General features: G+C 49.1%; 20 protein-coding genes. 15 read left to right on the top strand and 5 right to left on the bottom strand.

The genetic code is table 11. The features are described 5' to 3' along the window. Positions 1–23 precede the first annotated feature (23 nt). Both rpsG and H6786_04460 read left to right on the top strand, forming a co-directional pair. Positions 24–497: a 30S ribosomal protein S7 gene (gene rpsG, locus H6786_04455; protein ID MCB9816618.1), complete on the top strand. Its 474-nt coding sequence runs from the start codon at positions 24–26 to the stop codon at positions 495–497. Positions 498–742: 245 nt separating this feature from the next. Continuing rightward, positions 743–2,197: a tetratricopeptide repeat protein gene (locus H6786_04460; GenBank protein MCB9816619.1), complete on the top strand. Its 1,455-nt coding sequence runs from the start codon at positions 743–745 to the stop codon at positions 2,195–2,197. Positions 2,198–2,316: 119 nt separating this feature from the next. Here H6786_04460 and H6786_04465 read toward each other — a convergent pair whose 3' ends face one another. Beyond that, a complete protein-coding gene (locus tag H6786_04465; GenBank protein MCB9816620.1) occupies positions 2,317–2,667 on the bottom strand; it encodes a DUF2200 domain-containing protein in 351 nt (116 codons plus the stop codon). Between the two features lie 44 nt (positions 2,668–2,711). Here H6786_04465 and H6786_04470 point away from each other — a divergent pair, with 44 nt between their 5' ends. From H6786_04470 to H6786_04480, 3 genes are all read left to right on the top strand, one after another. Further along, on the top strand, positions 2,712–2,849 hold the full coding sequence (locus H6786_04470) for a hypothetical protein (GenBank protein ID MCB9816621.1): 138 nt from the start codon (positions 2,712–2,714) through the stop codon (positions 2,847–2,849). A gap of 53 nt (positions 2,850–2,902) precedes the next feature. Then, on the top strand, positions 2,903–3,514 hold the full coding sequence (locus H6786_04475) for a hypothetical protein (GenBank protein ID MCB9816622.1): 612 nt from the start codon (positions 2,903–2,905) through the stop codon (positions 3,512–3,514). 120 nt (positions 3,515–3,634) lie between these two features. Continuing rightward, positions 3,635–4,378 (top strand): hypothetical protein, encoded by a 744-nt coding sequence (locus H6786_04480; GenBank protein ID MCB9816623.1) that lies wholly within the window; start codon positions 3,635–3,637, stop codon positions 4,376–4,378. 46 nt (positions 4,379–4,424) lie between these two features. Here H6786_04480 and H6786_04485 read toward each other — a convergent pair whose 3' ends face one another. Then, complete coding sequence (locus H6786_04485) at positions 4,425–5,135, bottom strand: hypothetical protein (GenBank protein ID MCB9816624.1); 711 nt, start codon at positions 5,133–5,135, stop codon at positions 4,425–4,427. A 75-nt stretch (positions 5,136–5,210) separates the two neighbouring features. Between H6786_04485 and H6786_04490 the strand changes: the two genes are divergently transcribed. From H6786_04490 to H6786_04515, 6 genes are all read left to right on the top strand, one after another. Next, positions 5,211–7,280: a hypothetical protein gene (locus H6786_04490; protein ID MCB9816625.1), complete on the top strand. Its 2,070-nt coding sequence runs from the start codon at positions 5,211–5,213 to the stop codon at positions 7,278–7,280. Positions 7,281–7,339: 59 nt separating this feature from the next. Next, positions 7,340–7,681: a hypothetical protein gene (locus H6786_04495; protein MCB9816626.1), complete on the top strand. Its 342-nt coding sequence runs from the start codon at positions 7,340–7,342 to the stop codon at positions 7,679–7,681. A 36-nt stretch (positions 7,682–7,717) separates the two neighbouring features. Continuing rightward, a complete protein-coding gene (locus H6786_04500) occupies positions 7,718–8,770 on the top strand; it encodes a glycoside hydrolase family 15 (GenBank protein ID MCB9816627.1) in 1,053 nt (350 codons plus the stop codon). 72 nt (positions 8,771–8,842) lie between these two features. Continuing rightward, positions 8,843–9,466 (top strand): hypothetical protein, encoded by a 624-nt coding sequence (locus H6786_04505; GenBank protein ID MCB9816628.1) that lies wholly within the window; start codon positions 8,843–8,845, stop codon positions 9,464–9,466. Positions 9,467–9,698: 232 nt separating this feature from the next. Then, positions 9,699–10,580, top strand: a complete 882-nt coding sequence (locus H6786_04510) for a hypothetical protein (protein ID MCB9816629.1) — start codon at positions 9,699–9,701, stop codon at positions 10,578–10,580. A gap of 138 nt (positions 10,581–10,718) precedes the next feature. Beyond that, on the top strand, positions 10,719–12,209 hold the full coding sequence (locus H6786_04515; protein MCB9816630.1) for an ABC-F family ATP-binding cassette domain-containing protein: 1,491 nt from the start codon (positions 10,719–10,721) through the stop codon (positions 12,207–12,209). A gap of 39 nt (positions 12,210–12,248) precedes the next feature. Here H6786_04515 and coaD read toward each other — a convergent pair whose 3' ends face one another. The 3 genes from coaD to H6786_04530 form a co-directional block, all read right to left on the bottom strand. Next, positions 12,249–12,737, bottom strand: a complete 489-nt coding sequence (coaD, locus tag H6786_04520; protein ID MCB9816631.1) for a pantetheine-phosphate adenylyltransferase — start codon at positions 12,735–12,737, stop codon at positions 12,249–12,251. A gap of 126 nt (positions 12,738–12,863) precedes the next feature. Then, positions 12,864–13,817 carry an adenine phosphoribosyltransferase gene (locus H6786_04525; protein MCB9816632.1) on the bottom strand — a complete coding sequence of 318 codons (954 nt, stop codon included), beginning with the start codon at positions 13,815–13,817 and terminating at the stop codon, positions 12,864–12,866. Further along, entirely contained in the window at positions 13,810–14,871 is a 1,062-nt protein-coding gene (locus H6786_04530) for a ribose-phosphate pyrophosphokinase (protein MCB9816633.1), read from the bottom strand. The genes H6786_04525 and H6786_04530 overlap by 8 nt, the downstream gene beginning before the upstream one ends. Positions 14,872–15,027: 156 nt before the next feature. Between H6786_04530 and H6786_04535 the strand changes: the two genes are divergently transcribed. The 4 genes from H6786_04535 to H6786_04550 all read left to right on the top strand — a co-directional run bounded on the left by H6786_04535 (position 15,028) and on the right by H6786_04550 (position 19,163). Further along, positions 15,028–15,774: a hypothetical protein gene (locus tag H6786_04535; GenBank protein ID MCB9816634.1), complete on the top strand. Its 747-nt coding sequence runs from the start codon at positions 15,028–15,030 to the stop codon at positions 15,772–15,774. A gap of 41 nt (positions 15,775–15,815) precedes the next feature. Then, complete coding sequence (locus tag H6786_04540; GenBank protein ID MCB9816635.1) at positions 15,816–16,487, top strand: NUDIX domain-containing protein; 672 nt, start codon at positions 15,816–15,818, stop codon at positions 16,485–16,487. 103 nt (positions 16,488–16,590) lie between these two features. Further along, positions 16,591–17,976: a GNAT family N-acetyltransferase gene (locus H6786_04545; protein MCB9816636.1), complete on the top strand. Its 1,386-nt coding sequence runs from the start codon at positions 16,591–16,593 to the stop codon at positions 17,974–17,976. Between the two features lie 224 nt (positions 17,977–18,200). Next, positions 18,201–19,163, top strand: a complete 963-nt coding sequence (locus H6786_04550) for an NUDIX domain-containing protein (protein ID MCB9816637.1) — start codon at positions 18,201–18,203, stop codon at positions 19,161–19,163. Positions 19,164–19,233 lie beyond the last annotated feature (70 nt).

The following is a 19,233-nucleotide window of genomic DNA, read 5'->3' on the forward strand; positions in this document are numbered from 1 at the left end:
GTTACTTACTAAGAAAAATTACAATGCGACGACCAATCAAAAAACGACCAGTGGTGTCTCCGGACATCAAGTTTGGTCAGGTAGATGTCGAACGACTCATCAACTACGTGATGCTTCGTGGTCAGAAAGAAACTGCCCGCAAGATCGTGTACGGAGCGTTCGAGATCATCAAGAACGACAAGGAGACCGGTGATGACCCAGTAGAGGTCTTCAACACCGCCCTCCGCAACGCTGGTCCACTTATGGAAGTTCGCTCACGCCGTGTTGGTGGAGCAAACTACCAGGTACCACGTGAGGTGCGCCCTGAGCGCCGCCTCTCATTAGCACTTAGGTGGCTCATCGGTGCTGCGCGCAAGCAGAAGGGAGTCCCAATGCATAAAGCGCTCGCCAAGGAGATCATGATGGCAGCTAAGGAAGAAGGAGAAGCGATCAAGAAGAAGGAGGATATGCATAAGATGGCAGAAGCCAACCGTGCGTTTGCCCACTTCGCTTGGTAATTCCACAATTGGCGCTGCGCTTCGTTGCTTCACGGAAAATTTTCTTCACTGGGCACAAGCCCCATTCAGAAAATTTTCTGCTCGCGCCTCGCGCAGCATCCAATTCTGAAATCACCGACAAGAAAAAAGACCCGAGAGGGTCTTTTTTCTTGTACTCCGCGTGATCCATCTAAGTTCATACCTTTTTGTTGGTTCGGGATGAAGTATTTGACCGTGTTACCATAATTGCTATAAGGTGTCTTAGTGTGAATGACTCAACTACAACAGTCTTGTTAAAAGCAACGTCCACAGTGGAAACCTATTTCTCTTTGCTTGAAAAACACGAGCCTGCTCTAAGCTTTTTGTTAGATGTGGTAAAGGTCATTGGGACATTAATAGTAACCATCGTTTTGGCTGGCTGGGCGTTATATAAATTCTACAAAAATCGAGGTGGTCAAGGATCACTAACTTTTCGTACAAAAGTTAGTGGCAAAGGAAATAATGTTGATGCTCGGGTCTACTTGGGCATACCTCACGAGGACTATACAAAACTCGCCGCAGATCACGCAGTCACAGAAGCGGAACTCAAGGCAATTCTTTCAATATTAGATGGACACAACATCCCAAGACACGAACTCGATAGTAGGTTGCAGGAGATGGCCACAGAAATAAATCAGTTGAAAGAAAGTATTTCGACACACGAGGAATTTAGTTCTAGTGCGGGATCGAGCAGTGTGACGCAAGCACCAGTTGTCATGGACGAGTCAGAGGTTCACATGTTACTACATACAGTACGGCGTGAAATAGAGGAAGGCGATCTAAAACAAGCAGGAATAACTCTAAATGGCCTTAAAGAAAAAGCGATTAAAGACACGAAACAATCCGGAGCGACTCCTCACGATTTTTCCTTTGCTGCACAGGTTACTAGAGAACTTGCAAACCTGTCTGCGATACAGCTTACCTTCGACAAGGCTGCGGCTCTGCTTGAAGAGGAAGCGGGTTATCACAAAAATATTGATGAGATGTCTCGTGCGACAGCTTTAGATAATGCGGGCGGCATGTATCTGCGAGCTGGTTTGTACACACAAGCAGAAGCAGCTTTCCAAGAATCAATACAGATCCTCGAAGGCCTTACGGGCACAAACAGTGTCTTTGTTGCAATGGGTAAAAACAAACTGGCTATGGTGTATAAGGAAATGCACCAATATGATAAAGCCCTTCAGCTACTTGAAAAAACACAGCACATAATAATGTCAGGTCTAAACGCTAAAGATTATTTAGAGCCAGCAAGTGTTCAAAATACCCTAGCCATGCTTTATCGGTTAAAACATGATTACGCTAAAGCAGAGTGGCATATGCAAAGGGCTTTAGAGGAGATGAAATATCATGTTGAAAGTCATCCAGTGGAATATGCAAACATGCTTAACAACTCAGGTCTTCTTTGTCACAACCAAGGGCTTTTTGCTGAGGCTGAAAAGAAGTACCTTGAGTCCTTAGATATAAGACGAAAACTATTGTCAAAAGATCATCCGGATATTGCACAGAGTCTCAATAATCTTGCCGGTCTTTATAGGGAAATGGGTGAACTGAAAAAGTCTAAAACGATGTATGAGACTGCTATAACAATGTTGGAAAATATCTTTCCAGACGATAACCCCAATCTAAAAAATACTAAAAGGAACTACCAGAAGCTGTTAAATGAAATGGATGAGAAAGAATAAACCAAGTTGTTTCTCTCAACTACAAATGCACGCATCTCGGCTGGTTGTAAAGTTATGTGAGCAGTGAAATTCATGATAAGGTTTTTATCTCCTTTGTACGACTTTTGGGTTGGGTGGTTTTATGACCGCAAAATCTTTTCCATCTCCTTACCCTTCGCCAGCTCATCAATGAGCTTGTCGAGATAGCGGATCTCGCGCATGGTTTTTTCGGGGACGTCTTCGACGCGCACGCCGCAGACCACGCCGGTGATCTGCTTGCGCTTGGGATTGAGCTTCGGTGCGGTTTTGAAAAAGGTCTCGATGTCTGTGTCGGTCGCAAGGAGCTTGGCGAGTGAGGCTTTGGTGTGGCCAGTCAGCCAGCAGATGACTTCGTCGACCTCGGCCTTGGTGCGACCTTTCTTCTCGGCCTTCGCGACATAGGCCGGATACACTCCGGCGAAAGGCATGGTGTAGATACGTGGCTTTTTCATATGGAATATACTCACTTTACCAGCTGTTTTATTATAGTAAAACTATGAACTTCACTGGCGTGATAATTGAGGAGAGCTTAAAAGATGCGAGCGTTTTGGACGAGGTGGTGATTGTTGGCACGGAAGTTGAGCCGGTGACCGAGTCTCATCAGACGCCATGGATAAAACAGAGGGAAAGGTAGTGTAAAAATTTTGATACATTCATCAGTCTCTTCAAAAGGTATATACTACGATCATGAACAAAAAGCTTCTTATTGCGATCGGCGCCTTCGTTTTTATCATTGTGATCAGTTTTTCATTGATCAAAGACCAAACTGAAGTGTCGCCAGTGATCCAAACTGACATTAGTCCAGGTACCGATATAGACGAGCGAGCCAGCGAAATTGTGGGCTACGTGAGCAATGCAAAGAACTTAGCATACACGATCGAGGGCCAGCAGCTGCAGCTACAAAATGGCTATGCTGAAAGTGCTGTCGCACCAGACTCAGCCATCAAGATCATCACTCGGTATTTTGGAAATGAACTCCTGACCGATCTCGACGGCGACGGCGACGATGATGTCGCACTTATCATCACTCAAGAATCTGGCGGTACTGGTACTTTCTATTACGCCGCCGCTGCCCTGCAGACACCGGAAGGGTATGTTGGTTCAGACGCCTACTATCTTGGTGATCGGATCGCGCCACAGCCGACAACTGCTAGTCCCAATTCAGCGCAGCCGCAGGTGGTGGTCTTCAATTTTGCAGACCGTGCTCCTGGAGAACCAATGACCACGCCACCTTCAATCGGGAAGAGTGTGTATCTAGAGATCAACCCACAGACCAATACTTGGGTAGTGGTGGAGTAGTAAGTTGAGCTAGGTTCGATTGCGCTGATTGACAAAATCTGAACTGGACGTATTATCCACGAGGGTCAAAAGCTGCATATGCAGCTTTTGTTTTGTTATCCATGTTTGGAGGAATAATTCATGGAGTTTCTTACTGATCTGATTGCCAGTCCATTCGTTCTGTTTGGTGTGCTGGCAGCCAGTCTCACTTGGTGGTCGTGGATCCTGGCGGTTATCTGGCTGACTGGCGTTGGTGCATACATCTACAACGACAGAGACCTGAGAGGTTTCTTCCTGCTCATGGCAGCGATCGTGGTGTTCACCTTCTTCCATGTCGAGACACCCGAGGGTCTCGCTTGGTACCAATCGCTCTGGGAGGTGGTGAAGACGATCCTTGTGGGGATGGCTCAGTATCTCCTCATCGGCCTGGTCGCCGCTATCCCACTGTGGCTTTGGCATGTACGTAAGGAGCTCGTTGAGCTCCGCACGCATCTGTACGAGTATGTGCAGCAGCGCGCTAAGGCAAGACAGCTGTGGCGCAATCCGCACGCGCATCGGAGTCAGGAGACCCTAGATCTTTCCGAAGAGCAGATCGCTGCGTGTCAGCAGTACCGGGTCGGGGGTGCGATTCCCGAGTTTCTGCAGGAGAACTGGCGTCTCTACCGTTACGAAGAGTTCGGGCTGAAGCAAGACGCTTTTGCGTTGCGCAATAACCTCGACACTGCTTCCAGTTACGTGTTCCTTTGGCCGTTCCATTACATCATCCGTTTCTTCGGTGATTTCCTTGAGACGGTCGTTCGGACGGTGCTGCGGTACCTCGGACGTTTCGTCGACTGGCTGGTCAACGTCGTTCGGATCGGTATTCCGTCCGGCATCGACAAGTAGGTTGCCGACAACAAAAGACAAAAGCCTAGCATTTCGCTAGGCTTTTTTAGTTCCCAACCAGCATGTTGCTGAGCACGTACGCGGTATCGGCCTTGGAAAGACCTTTGAGGTTGATCGCATAGCGGGTGTCGGGGTCAGTGAAGAAGTAGATCGAGTAGCTATCGGTGCCGACGTAGTAGAGAAAGCCGGTGCCGTGCTCAGTTTCAAACTTTGATGCGCCGTTTGAGAGTTGGTCCTTTGATTTGATGATGAGTAACTTCAGTGCGATATCCTTATCAGCCTTGCTGGAAAAAAGGTTAATATCAGTACTCTTGAATTTCAGTAAGGCTTCATAGAAGGTACGGGCGTCACGACAAGCTACTACGCCAGTGCTTTTCTTGAGGAGTGTGCAGGCAATATTTTCTTCGGCGGTGGTGAAGTCATCAGCATACGTAGTGAAAAAGTCTGGTCGTTCTGGTGCAAAGAGGGTCATGGAAAGTGCGCCGTTGTGAGCATGCGTAAAATTGCCGCCGGTCTCATAGGTCGCGGCGAACGGGACTGGCAAGGTCATATTGCCGATCGTCAGAGGTGGGTTGGTAGTGCCACTTTTTGCGGTACTGGTGAAGCTCATTTCTCGCCAATTGATATCGGCGCGCGCGGCTACTTCAGGGTGATCGTTCAGAAAATCATAAAATGTGAACGTGGCAGCGAGGCCTTCACGAAAGACGGCCACGAGCACAATGATAAGTAGTATCAAGCCAGCAATGACCTTTTTCATAGCTGCATAGTAGCATGTTCTCTGGTGGTCGTCCGCAGCCACCTGCGTGATACAATCTGCGTATATTCAGCTTGTATGGAGAAACTACCAGATGCCCCCAAGCCCACCGGAAGTGGTCGGGTAAAGAAAATGGTAAAAGTGGCTGCGCTATCAAGCCTGGTCGGATTTGGCGCAGTGAAATATCATGCGCAGGAAGCTTCGTCTGATGTCTACGATCTGCAACCTGGTGAGAAGGTTGAGCAAGAGGTCTCGAATGAATCAAAGGATCTGCAGAATCTCGATGTGGGAACGATCGATCGATCACAACAAACGGAACAGTCTGAGATACCTACTACTGAGGAGTCGGTGCGGCACTTGATTGGGCTCTACCGCAAGCGAGAGTACGCCAAGGATGCTTTCTTTCATACATTGCTTGGGACAGATGAGTTTGAGAGCCTGCCGATTGCAGAGCAGGTTTCTTTGTATCTGGCGATGATCAAGGCTCTGGAGGTCGAGCCAGAGAATGGTGATGGCACACGAACTGGCTTCTTGTGGATCCCAGAAGTGATGGTCGATCGGGTCGATGAATGGGCCAGGGAACCTGGTGCAAATGAAGTCTACGAACACTTGTTTTCAAAATTAAAGTCATCTGCGCTATTCACTGATGCAGCAGTCACTGTTTTGCAGCACTTCAAAGGAGAAGCTTGGATGGAACAGTTTGTATTTCGAGCATTTCATGAACACCCTGGTTCGTATTTTGTAAGCCGGGATGTGCTGGAGCCCCTCTTGCCACTTGCATTTGATGAGTGGTCGATCATCTCAACAAGCTTTACGACCAAAGGCGCTGATGCGGCGCTTGCGTACTATGGTCTCCATGATAGTGAGAAGCAAGAAGCAATGGAGCAGATCGTCGCTGATGCACTTCCGCGAGCGAGTGCTCCTGCACTCATGGATCTCTGGGGGAAGCTAGAACAGAATCCCTCAACACTCATTCGAGAACGGTTATCTATACCGCGCATGGTGTCTGAGCTTATGGTCTTGGGGCGTAACTTAGAACCAAAATACGAAGCGATCCGAGCTGATGGTGCGTGGACAGGTGCAATGCTCATCGATCGTGCGGATGTGGCACCGATGGCTGATGAGGTTGGCATAGAGTACTGGCAAAAGCTGCCTGATGAGCTGATGTATGGTCAATTAACACCGGTCGCCAAGGAACAGGTGAAGAAAGTCCTGGCACATTATCGTCGGTCGGGAATCGACCGTGATGTCACCATGGTTGAAAATGCTGCCCTGATCGTGGCGCGCAATCTCCAAGCACAAGGGTTGCCAGTCACACGTGAGCATGTGCAAGCTGAAGTGGAAGCAGTGCAAGCTGCCCAAGAAGGATTGGCTGGCAAGAGTCTCTTTGCTAATGATCTACTCATTGCTGCGCACGGAGAGACAGCAGTCGACGAGAGTCCACTTTTCGTACCTGATAATATGATGCATGCTGCCACAGCATTGGTCGCTGGTCAGCATACCTATCTACAGTTTGAGCGGCCTGGGAAGGAGAATGGAGTGATCAGTAAAGAGCAGGCTGAAGCAGTGAAAACCTCGGTACTTGCGGTCATTTCGGGAGATGATATGGATCCTAAGGAGATACCAGCAGCATTATCGGTTCTTCTCAGTGGTCATGGTAATCCTGGCTTTTTCGCCTTTTCTAGCGGGCAGATGCCAAAGCCTGGAAAGCCTGCGCCAACAGTGAAAGAGCCTGAAGTGAACATCAGTGTCACCGAGATGGCGAGTGCGCTCGAACGACGATATCATCGGAGCAAACTATCGCCAGCAGAGCAGTTGAATATTGCACTGGTCTTTTCAGCTTGCAACATGAATGACTTCATTCAGAATGTCGCCGCTGAGCTGGCCACACGAAAAGTACCGTTACCTTGGCTTATGATCAGTCCGTCTGAGTACGGGCAACCGAGCTGGACCAGTCCGCTCAATAGATTCCGTTCAACCCTTGAAGAATCACTGCTCCAGCATCCAGACCTTGGAGATTTTCTGGAGCATGAAAAAGAGATCAAAGATTCGAATCCGTCAATCTTTGTGCCACGCCCAGACGATCCACAGGTATTGATGCAGATCAGTGGGGTGGCTTTTGAGGACAATACTGATACAACCGCGTAGGAAATGTGTGGTCGGGCAGCGAGCGTGGTACAATCAGTATTATTTACTAAGCACATACTATGGAGGGTGGTCCAAAAAAAGAGGTTATCGACCTACAGGAAAATGCTGAGGGGGTATGGGAGCTTCTAGCAAACATGAACTTAAGCCCGGAGACACTCAACAAGATCGGAGAGATCGATGGGTTTGGTGCAATGACGTATCAAGAGCAGATCTCATCGTTACACGGGGTTGCTGATGAGTTGTCTCCTAAAAATGAGGGGGAGATACTAGAAAAGAACAAGAATAAATTTATTTGTAGGGAGTTGGATAAAGTTGCACAGATGTTAGCTGCATATCAGCAGATCCAGGACAGTACCGCCTTGCTTGATTCCTTCGGTACTCGACTAGATGTGAGAGCGTAGTCTTTCAAAATATTTACAACTAGAGCTTTGTTCCTTATGACCTTTGATTTTGATGCAGAAATAAAACAACACCTCGATGTGATCCGGGGCTTGGAGCGCCAGCCGGGCGTGTTCACCGCGTCTTCAGACGACACATTCTACAACAAAGCGTGGCTGCGTGATATCTATTTCATCGTACTTGGCTTTCTTGAGACCGGTGACATCAAAACAGTGCAACATGCAGCTAAGGCACTCCTCACGGTATTTGTAAAACACAAAGACAAGATCAACTGGGCGATCGACAACAAGCCGAGCTATGCGTGGCAGTACATTCATGCACGGTTTCACCCGGAGACATTCGAAGAGTACTGGGAAGAGTGGGGAAATAGTCAGAATGATGCGGTAGGTGAAGTACTTAATCTGATCGTCACGCTCGAACAGCTTGGAGCGAGCGTGGTTGAGACCGACGAAGAACGTGAGATGGTGCAGAAGATCATCGACTACCTGGTGAATCTCGAGTACTGGCAAGATGACGACAACGGTATTTGGGAGGAGAACATGGAAGTGCACGCTTCGTCGATCGGCTCGGTGGTAGCGGCGCTCAAGAAAGCGAGTGATATCGAATGGCTTTCTGTGCCAGCACATGCGATTGAGCAAGGTGAGCAAGCGCTGCGCGCCCTTTTGCCGCGAGAGTCAGCAACTAAGTTTGTTGACTTAGCTCTCCTGACTTTGATTTATCCATTTCAGGTCACGACCGAGGAAGAAACTCAAGAGATCCTCAAGAACGTCGAGTATCACTTGGTGCGAGATAAAGGCGTGATCCGGTACAAGTTTGATCGCTACTACAACAACAACCAAGATGGCTACAGTGAAGAAGCAGAGTGGTGCTTTGGCCTCTCTTGGCTCGCAATTATTTATGCTGAACGAGGAGAAAAAGAAAAGGCGTACTACTGGTTGCGTCGTGCAAAGAATGCAGTGACTCCAGAAGGTGATGTGCCAGAGCTATACTACTCACACACCGACCGACCGAATGACAACACGCCGCTTGGCTGGGCCGAGAGTATGTATGTAGTGGCGCTGCAGAAGGTGAAAGAATTGGATAAAAAGTAAGCGAAAGAATGAGGTGAAACGCGGGCGGCTCCCAAAGGGAGCCGCCCAGTTTCTGTGTGTTACAATTTTTTCATGAAAGACCCATATCGTAAGATCTTACATGCGATTCTACTGCTACCGCTTGCCAGCATTGCTGTAATTTTTTTCATCCGACTGTTTTGGCTATGTTGGAATGATGTGTGGTATGTGGCTGGTAGTATCGCTGCGATCGCGCTTGCCTGGATAAGTGCTGACAAGTTGTTTGCGCATACTCGTTCGACTACATTTATTGTGTTGCTGTGTGTTCTTTCGGTTTTAGTTAGTATGGTCTTCTTAAGTTCTCAAAGTTATGCAAGACGCTCTGGTCCAGACGCATCGATCAAGCAGTCTCTTGGCAACAGCCGGTCGCAAGCAGAATTATATTGGAACAAAAATGAGGGGTCATACAGTGGTGTGTGTCGGGATGAGACCATTCAGCTGCTTGGTTTGGCTGCAGCGGAAAATATTCATACCAACAAAAATCTCTGTCGAGGGCCTGTGCTACAGTGGCTTTTACCTAAAAAGCCGCTTGATCCTGGTCAGTATGCTTGCAATGATTCGTCTACCGAATATGCGATCTCGGCTGTGCTCAACGTTGGTTCGTTTTGGTGTGTTGATTCAAATGGGTATGCGGGTGAAATTCCAACAGCGATTGGAAGGAGTACTCGTTGCCAGTAATGTTGCTATACTACACGTATGAAATATCTAAATTACGCGATCTATTTCTTCCTCGCTGTGGCGGCACTCGCCGCGCTAGCGAAATTATTTATGGGGTAGTGAAGAGATGCAAACAGCCGGTGATTCCCTTCGGGAATCACCGGCTGTTTACTTAGCTTGCTACGCGATTTTCTATCTCTCGTCGTGTGTATGGTAGGATAACTAGTGCATGAATCATAACTAATACACAATTATGTCAATCGAACGCATGTCAAACGGGCAGTCTAAGTCACTCGAATCGACTGAACAAAAGGAACGTGAAACACTTGATTCAGTTAGAAAAGGAGAAGTGGGTAATATTTCATCGTGGATGCACTTGGAAGGTGCACCAGCCGCTCTCGATGACTACTTTAGAAGCCAGATAGCCCAGCAAACGTATGAAGCAGTATCGAAGGGAACTGCGGTGCCCGTGCCTGGATATGCGAGAGAGGGTCGCATGCGTTCAGCACTGAGAGCTTTTAGAGCTAATTTGTTTGATAAACACTTACGTCCAAAGCAATACGTTGAGTTGAATCTAGAAACTCACGAAGCAATCGCAACTGGTACAGCCGTGCCTCTAGCAGAATCTTTGCAGCACAACAAGAATACTCGAACAGCATTCAATGAATACCTGTCAACACTTACACCTGAAGACGTTAATGCTTATTCAAGAGAACTTAATGAAATTGTCGCCGAGTTCAAAACAGCGCATGAAAATGCAGATGAGTCTCTAGCAAGTGCAGTGCTGCAAAAGCTGGCAGATTTTATTTCAAATAGACTAACTGTGATTGCAGCTGGTGTTGGTACTACAGCTCTCTTGTCCACATTGGTTGATAGCTGGGTGGCAAAAGGTTTTATGACTGTGCCCGGTGCTTTTGCTATGCATACTACTATTGGGGTAGGTTATGTCTTTGATAAGTTAGCCGAACAAGTTCGTGAAATGCAATCACCGGCTGCTGCTAAATTGTATGCAGATAGTCGCAATGCAAGTCACCAGATGTTTTACATGGCTAAGATGATTGAAGATTTTCAGAATCAACACCAAAATTCTGATTACGAGTTTCCGGCTGGGGGAGTAAACGACAGTCTAGAATAATAATGTAATTGAGTTCAGTTTTGGCTTGTACGGTAACAATGAATACACAAAGTTGTTGCGTACAGACGGTGGATTCATTTCAATTCTTTTGAAGAACAGTATTTGTTTCACAGTGAACTCTCGTGTATGGTATAGCCCATGTCACGAAATGATGGACTGATAGTTTTTAAAGACGTGTCGTTTGAGCACGACGCAACCAAGCCGATCTTGCGGGAGGCGAGCTTTGTGATTCGTCGCGGGGCGAAGCTTACCCTTATGGGGCAAAACGGCGCCGGCAAGTCAACGATCTTTTCTCTCATTACCGGTAAGCTTCGCCCCGACGAGGGTGATATCAATTTGCAGCCGCGCACGACGATCGCGATCTCGCGTCAGATCATTCCGCGCGATGAGCTTGAGCTCACCGTACGCGCCTTCTTTGAGAAGTGTTTCCTTGAAAAGGTATACGACATCGACCCAAAGATCGACGCAGTCTTGGAAGTGGTAAATCTCACCCCGACTGAGAAGATGAAAGATACCTTTAAAGATCGTATCGTCGGTAGTTTTTCTGGTGGCCAACAAGCGCGACTGCTTCTGGCGTCAGCCCTGATCCAAAATCCTGACGTGCTCCTGCTCGACGAACCGACCAACAACCTCGACGTGGCAGGAATTGAGCATCTTACTGAGTTTCTCAAGGCGTACAACAAAACCGTGATCGTGATCTCTCACGATGCAGACTTCCTCAACGCCTTTACGCACGGTGTGCTGTACCTCAATGTGCAGAATCGCCAGGTGGAACAGTACCAGGGTAACTATCACAAGGTGCTTGCCGAGATCGCCGCTCGGGTAGAAAAAGAAAAGCGCCAGAATGCCCAGATGGCCAAGCAGATCCAGGCTGACAAAGACAAGATCAACTACTTCGCCGCCAAGGGTGGCAAGATGCGTCTCATCGCCAAGAAAATGCGGGCTGATGTTGAAGAAGCAGAAGAGAGCAAAGTCGATGTGCGCAAGGAAGATAAGACGATTCGTGAATTCACGATCGACCCGCACCAGGATATTCCACTTGAAGTATTGAAACTTACTGAAGTAACGGTGATCAAAAACCACGAGCCAAAGCAGGCTGAGTGTGACATCGTCCTGAAGCGCGGCGAGCACTTGCAGATCGTTGGGCCAAACGGCATCGGGAAGACGACACTGCTTGAGAGTCTGGCGGGTGGCCACGCCACGGGCGAGCATATCGCACCTGGCGTGAAGATCGGCTACTACCGTCAGGATTTTTCAAACCTTGATTTTGATAAGACTGTCTTTGAAACACTCATGGCCAGCATGAAGCGCAAGCTCGAAGAAGAAATGCGCAGTATCGCTGCTGGCTTTTTGCTCTTTGGTGATGTGATGCGAAGCAAAGTCGGCGATCTCTCAGAAGGACAGAAGGGATTGGTCGCATTTGCAAAACTAAAGATGGAAGAGCCAGGACTTCTTATTCTCGACGAGCCGACCAACCACATCAACTTCCGGCACATTCCGGTCATCGCAAAAGCACTTCATGACTACAAGGGTGCAATGATCCTAGTCTCACACGTACCCGACTTTGTGGAGAAGATCCATATTGACCAAGTTTTAGATCTGAATAAACTCAAACCAAAAAAGAATTAAAAAACCGGCGAATTCCCGTAGGGAATTCGCCGGTAGCTATTAGGAATACTTCTCTCTTAGTTTTCTGAGCACTGCTGGCGGCACGAGTTGCGCCACCTGCTCGACCCAGGCAGGATCAGTATTCACGTGTGATTTCACTAGACTGGAACTCAAGTGCATGAATTCTGTACGACAGGGTAGGAAGATCGTTTCGATAAGTGGTGCGATCCTACGATTAGCCTCTGCGAGCGCCTGTTCATCTTGCAGATCGCTTGAGTTGCGTAGTCCTCGCACCACTACGCTTGCGCCGATCGACTCAGCCAGCTTCACCACATACCGGTCAGTACACACAAGAACCGAGATGTTTTCAAAGCGTTTGACTGAGTCGGACACCATTTGAGCGCGTTCTTCAGCGCTAAAGGTGTACGTCTTCTTGCTTTGGTTTGCAACGACCAGGATCACCTCATCATAAAGTGGAGTGATACGTTCAATGATGTTGAGATGACCAAAAGTGATCGGGTCAAAGCTTGCCGCATACATAGCCTTCATCGTGTTTCTCCCGCATAGGATGTATCTACTCTGTACGGTACCTGTAAGTAGTGATGATTGTCAATGATATGAAAAACCGGCGAATTCCCGTAGGGAATTCGCCGGCAAACGCTTGAAGAACAAAACTCAGACGAGGTGTTTCTCTGCCCACACACTCCGGATGCTAGGTCCATGCTTGAGGACGAAGTCCTCGTCAGGTGGGAGTTGCTCCAGAGAAGGAACCTTGAACACTTTGGTCTTGCCTGGTTCGTCGATCGTCGTCGATGCGTCGACCAGGCAGCTCATGACGAGCGAGATCTTTGGACCGCGTGGATCGCGATCGAGGTCTGCGAGTGTGCTGTGGTATAGCACACTCTGAGGTGTACAGCCGATCTCTTCTCTGAGTTCACGAGTCGCAGCCTCGATCGCGCTTTCGTCCTCGATATGGCCTCCTGGCGTAGCCGGCCCTTGTGGGTAGTTAAGTCGCTCGACCAGTACCACTTCGCCGGTGTGCATGTCATGTACGACCATGTCGACACAGTACTTAGCATCGATCACTTTCTCGGTACCGACAGCAGTCACGAGCGAGTGTACCTTGTACTCCGCGAGGATTCCGTGGCCGCCAAGTTCGGGGAGCTCAGTGAGGACCGAGATCCCCACTACTTCACCGCCGAGCTCCTCGACCAGCTTGGCGCCGCAGAGCGCCGTGCCACCGGTAGCGAGGAGGTCGTCGACCAAGAGTACGCGCTTGCCGGCAAGGAACCCATCATCGATGACTTCCTGCACGGCGCTGCCATACTCAAGCTCATACTTTTGTGCTCGCGTCTTGCCCGGGAGTTTGCCTTTCTTCCGGATCTGCTCAAACGGCAGATTAAGGAGATCAGCGATTCCTTTCCCGAAGATGAAGCCGCGGGCGTCAAAGCCGGCGACCACATCTATCCGCTCGTTGCTCCACCGGGCCGCCATGAGTGATTCGACGTGCTTGCGTACGTCGGGTTCACGCAGAAGCGGCGCGATGTCCCAGAAGAGAATCCCTGGTTTCGGATAATCCGGTACCAGTCGTAGTAGATCAGCTGCTCGTTGCAGTAGTTGGTCAGTCATGGGGTAGTCCCTCCTCAATGAGTTTACTAACGCTGCCGTCGCGGGCAACTTGTTGCAAGATGGTATAGGCTACAAATTTTGCCAAGGGCAAAACAGTCAGCCAGGGGTGCTTTTCGGTTTGGCGCGAATCGGTGACAACCACCTCTACACCAGCGCGGGCGAATTTCTCGTATGCGCTGGTTACCTCACCGTCCTTCTCGTCATCTTTTGATGGACTGAATACTGCGTGCGTGGCGCTTAAGATCACTCGTTTTGCACCACGTTCAAACAAGATCTTCGATGCCTTAATGATGGTTCCGCCGGTGTCGATCATGTCGTCATTGATAATGCAGGTTTTGCCATTCACGTCTGCACCCGAGAGGGAGAGCATTTTCACTCCCGCCCGACCTCGCTTCTTACCAATGTACGCCGTGTCTTCTTCGTCGAAACCGAACATCTCTGCCAGTTTCCCAACGCGCTTAACGCTACCAGAGTCTGGCGAAACGAACACAACATCATCCATCTGGTCACCGAAACACTGCTTGATCCATGGTGCGACCACGATGCGTCCAGGCAAATGGTCAGACGGGATATCGAAGACCGATTGTAGCTGGTCTGCGTGCATGTCAAACGTGATAATGCGCTTGAGTGACGAAGTGCTCTCGAGACCCTTCAGAATACGCTTCGCAGAAATGGGTGTGCGCGATTCATCTTTCCGATCTTGCCGCAGATACGGCAGGTAGGGGACAACCAATGTAATATCGCTTGCGTCTGCAAGATGCAGTGCGTCAAGGATCAGGTACAAATTCATGATGTCGTCGTTGGGGGTACCCGGGCGAAAATCGTAGAACAAGTAGACTCGCCCGCCCCGTACGTTGCCGAGTACTTTCGGCTTGACCTCACTGCTTTCAAATCGGCGAAGCTCCAATTCACATAAGGTGATGTTCGGAACCCCGAGCTCCTTCAAGTGTTGCCGTGCCTTTTTTGCCATTGGCTTCATGCCATCGGTGTGCACAAAGACGATCCCGTCTTTGGCTGTTGACCGCAACTTCACTTTTTTAACTGTTCGACTCATGTGTCTGCTCCGTGTGTCAATGAACTATCCGAGTAGCACAATACTAAATTCTTTTATTAAGTACAGTCCATATAAGGAAATGTGTAACGAATGTTCTTATTTTATATTTAAAAATATTGATTTATATAGAAATATATGTACTATAATTAGTACATTATGGCAGATATCACACAAACACTTTCTCAGCTCGCGCTCACCAAAGCGGAAATAGAGCTGTATTTACTACTTCTACAATCTCCCGAGCAGCAGATCGTGGACTTGGTCGGAGAGACCGAATACCATCGGCCGCGCATTATGGAACTCTTGGTGAGCCTGGAGGAAAAGCGTCTGGTCACACATGAGCTACACGGCCGTCGAAAGGTGTACAGCGCCGCGCCGCCACATGTGGTGGTCGAGCGAGCCAAAGCAGCACTGGCTGACGCGCAAGCGATCTTGCCCGAACTGATGCAGAAGCAGCCAAAGAAGCGGGCGGTCAGCACGATCAAAACTTTGACTGGCGAGGAAGGGCTTAGCGCATGCTTTCTTGATGTAGTTCTACATCTTAAGAAGGGAGATATTTTCTATCGGTACAGCTCTGCCAGCGATCAGCAGTACGTCGATTCTCTCGTACCAGCTGAATACCGACCGATCCGTGACAGCAAGCAGCTGGAGCGAAAAGTCATCACCAGTGCGTATGTGGGGGAGCAAAAGAAGAAACGACTCGAGCGCTCAATTCGGTACTTCGATGAAAGCGATGAGCTCTTTGAACACAATGTCATCCAGTTCATCTATGGCGACAAGATCTCGCTACTTGATTTCAATACGCTCACGGCTACGATCATCCAGAACAAAGCCATTACTGATTTTCAGAAGAGTATTTTCCTCACTTTGTACAAACGACTCGAGCGAACTGAGAAGTCGTAATCGTTGTCATTTTTATTTGAGTTAGTGTAGACTTAACAAGTATGAAAAAAGCCCCAGAAAAATTACGTTTTGCTGCCATGGCGATCGACGCGGTGGTGTTTGGTATCGTCGATGGTGAACTGTGCGCGCTCGTATCGCCAGTGAATCGTCCGCCACACTACGTGAATATTCTCGGCTTCCTAGGTGGTTTGGTAGATGCTAAGGAAACTGCTGAAGAAGCGTGTGATCGAGTGTTGCACGAGAAGGGTGGTCTCAAGCAAGTGTATCTTGAACAGCTATATACCTTCAGCGCGGTCAATCGAGATAAACGTAACCGCGTGGTGTCGGTAGCCTATCTTGGGCTGGTGCGGCCAGATACTGCTGCGAGCTATGCGCATGAGGGCGCGATGTTTATGCCGGTGAAGAAGCTGAAGCAGTTGGCCTATGATCACGATGACATGCTTCAGATGGCACTGAAGCGTCTGCAGGGAAAGCTTTCGTATACGACCATCGCGCAGTTTTTGTTACCGCGGCACTTTACTTTGTCTGAACTGCAAGGTGCGTATGAGCTTATTTTAGGAAAGGAATTTGATAAGCGAAATTTCCGCAAGAAGATCTTGGCACTCGATGTGGTAAAGGATACTGGTACAGTGCAGGAAGGGGTGAAGAATCGTCCTGCTGCGCTCTATGAATTCACCTCGAAGAAACTACAGGAGCTTGAATTGATCGGATAGATCGAGGTGGCAAAATGGCCGGCCATTTGCTTGACATTAGGTCAGGAATACATATGATAGCGTCAGATTAACACTAAGTCCTTCGAAAAGAGGAGATGTGAACATGTTACATATCACTAGTGCAATACCCTTGCCGGTTTTGCCGGGAGAAGGGTTTCATTTACGCGCGTATCGTGAGGATGATGCTGAATCATTGCAGCGAAATATCAATGATACACGAGTGGCGCGCGATGTCTCAAACATTCCGTTTCCGTACACCATGGAACACGCGAGAGCGTGGGTTAGGCTGACAGCAGACACGGTCTCGCCGCAGTCTACGAGAGTTGATTATGTCATTGATGTTGATGGAGAAGTCGCTGGTTCAGTGGCGTTCATCAATATCGATCGACACAAGGCGCAAGTGAGTGTGTGGGTCGCGCCGGCCTACTGGCGTCGTGGTTTGGCGATCCAGGCACTTAAACTGCTTGTACAGTTTGGATTTGAGACGCTTGGTTTGGTGCGCATCTTTGCGTACCACTACACCGAAAACCACAAGACGCGCGGTTTGCTTGAAAAAGCTGGCTTCACGTTTGAAGGAGTGCACGAGAAAGAGTGGCTCAAGATCATTGGCGGCGAAGTACGCCTCTTTGATTCCAACTACTATTCGATCGTGCGCGACATGTCGAGTGTGAAGATCGTCGCGATCACTGCCGCTGCTGGTGATCAGTATGGACACGTTGCACCGCTGTTAGAGGCAGTACGTTCCAAGCTCGAGGTCGCAGGTTGTGAAGTGTTTCTGGCTGATGATCTCCGGGATGAACGAGTCGATCTGGCTGTTTCGCTTGGCGGTGATGGCACCATGATGAAAACGGTTTCTCGTTTCTCAGGCAGGGGAGTACCGACGCTCGGCATCAATGCCGGCGGGGTAGGATTCCTTACCTCTGCAGAATCAAGCGAACTTGATCAGGTGGTGGAGCGGATCATACGTGGTGAATTCTCGGTCGAACGACGACTGTCGCTGCGGTTCTTCTGGAAAGGGGAGCAGTATGGTCCGTTTGCAAACGAGGTGTCCTTGTGGCATCCGACGAGAGGGATCGCGACCTTTGCTGTACTGATCGATGGGGAACCGTTGTTTGACCGACTGTCTGGTGACGGAGTGCTGGTCGCAACTGCGACCGGATCGACCGCATACAACGCGTCTGCGGGCGGGCCGATCATCACACCAGAGAGTTCTAATGTGGTGATCAATGCGCTCAATCCTCCGATGTTCAATATGCGACCAGTGGTCACCGAGAAGCTGGCTGCTGGTGGGACGGTCACGCTGCAAGTGATAGCGAGCAAGCATGATCAGCCGCTCACGATCGCTGCGGATTCACTCCAGATCGCTGAAGGTCCACGAGTAGGAGAATCCTTGACCATCAGTCGACATCCTCAGCCACTTTTGTTTGCCACCTTTGGACATCGACAGTATGTCGAGGCGCTTAAGGGGAAGATGAACTTGGTGCAGTGATCCTTACAGCGGGCCCTTCGGGCCCGCTTTTTCTATGAAGCACAACGCTACACTTAGTGTACACTTGACAATAAATTAGCATTTGTATAAGATAGTGTAAGAATAACACAAAGTAGTTCTTTTTTAATTACCCACCTTGATCGACAATACATTGACAAAAAGCGATTAAATGTTACTTTTTGCCAAGTTTGTTTTACGCTCAAAATACATTGGAGTAGTCCATTATGAGTACGCGAGAAAGAATTGGGGTCGTGATCGCACGACTACAGTTGCCTGAGCCGCATCCTGGACACATGAGTCTGATGTGGCGAGCAGGTGATGATTTTGATCGGTTTATTGTCTTGGCTGGTCAGAGCAACTATCGCCCCCATGAACGTAACTGGTTGCCGTACAAGTATCTGAAAATGGTACTTGGGGTGCATGTACCAGAAGCCGAAGTGTTTCCGTTTCAGGATAGCGGCATATCGAACCGGGAATGGTCAGAGAGACTCGATGCGTTTCTCCTGGATCTATTCCCTGATGCTGAGATCACCTTGTGCGGCTCGCGTGATTCGTTTCGCGGCTCGTATACAGGCGTTCTGCCGACCCGAGAATACGAGCCATATGGTGACTATTCTGCAACCTCGATCCGACAGCAGTTGCTGCAAGATCCTGTGCCGGCTGATCCGGAAGGTTTGCGTGTGTTTCTGCACGGTCTGTTGGCTGGTGTTGCTTCTGTCGGCGGTGACTTTGGCATCATTGATCCGACGGTCGATGCGGTGGTGTACAACCACGATATGTCGAAAGTCTTGTTGGCTCGGCGCGATGCTGGTTTGCCACTGCGATTCTTCGGTGGCTATCTCGACAAGCGAGATGCAGATGCGATCGACGCAGCGCTTCGTGAGCTTCGAGAAGAAGCCGGTGGAAACCTGCAGGTGCGCAATCCAGTGATCATCGGTGCCTTGATCCCGGTAGATGATCCGCGCATTCGAGGTACAGAACTCAGTAAGAGTACGACGCTTTGCGGGTTTGAGTATGTATCTGGCGAGGTGTGCCTCGCAGACGACATGGGCGAAGGTGAGTACGAATGGTGTGATCTGAATGCAGATCTCAAGGATCGTCTGACACCAGAGCATCATGTCTTGCTTGAGTACTTGCTCCGGTACCGTGATCGACAGCGGAAGCTGGGGCAGATATCGAACTTCTGAAATTCTCAGAAATGGCCGGAAAATCGCTCCGCGATTTTCCGGCCCCTATGAGAGTTCCCGAGGAACTCTA

Source organism: Candidatus Nomurabacteria bacterium (assembly GCA_020632075.1).
GTDB lineage: Bacteria > Patescibacteriota > Minisyncoccia > Phycocordibacterales > UBA918 > OLB19.

What these genes read in the sequence shown, in the direction of transcription:
- rpsG (MCB9816618.1), top strand. Translation starts at nt 24, where the DNA reads ATGCGACGACCAATCAAAAAACGACCAGTGGTGTCTCCGGACATCAAG.
- H6786_04465 (MCB9816620.1), bottom strand. Translation starts at nt 2,667, where the DNA reads ATGAAAAAGCCACGTATCTACACCATGCCTTTCGCCGGAGTGTATCCG.
- H6786_04470 (MCB9816621.1), top strand. Translation starts at nt 2,712, where the DNA reads ATGAACTTCACTGGCGTGATAATTGAGGAGAGCTTAAAAGATGCGAGC.
- H6786_04475 (MCB9816622.1), top strand. Translation starts at nt 2,903, where the DNA reads ATGAACAAAAAGCTTCTTATTGCGATCGGCGCCTTCGTTTTTATCATT.
- H6786_04480 (MCB9816623.1), top strand. Translation starts at nt 3,635, where the DNA reads ATGGAGTTTCTTACTGATCTGATTGCCAGTCCATTCGTTCTGTTTGGT.
- H6786_04485 (MCB9816624.1), bottom strand. Translation starts at nt 5,135, where the DNA reads ATGAAAAAGGTCATTGCTGGCTTGATACTACTTATCATTGTGCTCGTG.
- H6786_04490 (MCB9816625.1), top strand. Translation starts at nt 5,211, where the DNA reads ATGGAGAAACTACCAGATGCCCCCAAGCCCACCGGAAGTGGTCGGGTA.
- H6786_04495 (MCB9816626.1), top strand. Translation starts at nt 7,340, where the DNA reads ATGGAGGGTGGTCCAAAAAAAGAGGTTATCGACCTACAGGAAAATGCT.
- H6786_04500 (MCB9816627.1), top strand. Translation starts at nt 7,718, where the DNA reads ATGACCTTTGATTTTGATGCAGAAATAAAACAACACCTCGATGTGATC.
- H6786_04505 (MCB9816628.1), top strand. Translation starts at nt 8,843, where the DNA reads ATGAAAGACCCATATCGTAAGATCTTACATGCGATTCTACTGCTACCG.
- H6786_04510 (MCB9816629.1), top strand. Translation starts at nt 9,699, where the DNA reads ATGTCAATCGAACGCATGTCAAACGGGCAGTCTAAGTCACTCGAATCG.
- H6786_04515 (MCB9816630.1), top strand. Translation starts at nt 10,719, where the DNA reads ATGTCACGAAATGATGGACTGATAGTTTTTAAAGACGTGTCGTTTGAG.
- coaD (MCB9816631.1), bottom strand. Translation starts at nt 12,737, where the DNA reads ATGAAGGCTATGTATGCGGCAAGCTTTGACCCGATCACTTTTGGTCAT.
- H6786_04525 (MCB9816632.1), bottom strand. Translation starts at nt 13,817, where the DNA reads ATGACTGACCAACTACTGCAACGAGCAGCTGATCTACTACGACTGGTA.
- H6786_04530 (MCB9816633.1), bottom strand. Translation starts at nt 14,871, where the DNA reads ATGAGTCGAACAGTTAAAAAAGTGAAGTTGCGGTCAACAGCCAAAGAC.
- H6786_04535 (MCB9816634.1), top strand. Translation starts at nt 15,028, where the DNA reads ATGGCAGATATCACACAAACACTTTCTCAGCTCGCGCTCACCAAAGCG.
- H6786_04540 (MCB9816635.1), top strand. Translation starts at nt 15,816, where the DNA reads ATGAAAAAAGCCCCAGAAAAATTACGTTTTGCTGCCATGGCGATCGAC.
- H6786_04545 (MCB9816636.1), top strand. Translation starts at nt 16,591, where the DNA reads ATGTTACATATCACTAGTGCAATACCCTTGCCGGTTTTGCCGGGAGAA.
- H6786_04550 (MCB9816637.1), top strand. Translation starts at nt 18,201, where the DNA reads ATGAGTACGCGAGAAAGAATTGGGGTCGTGATCGCACGACTACAGTTG.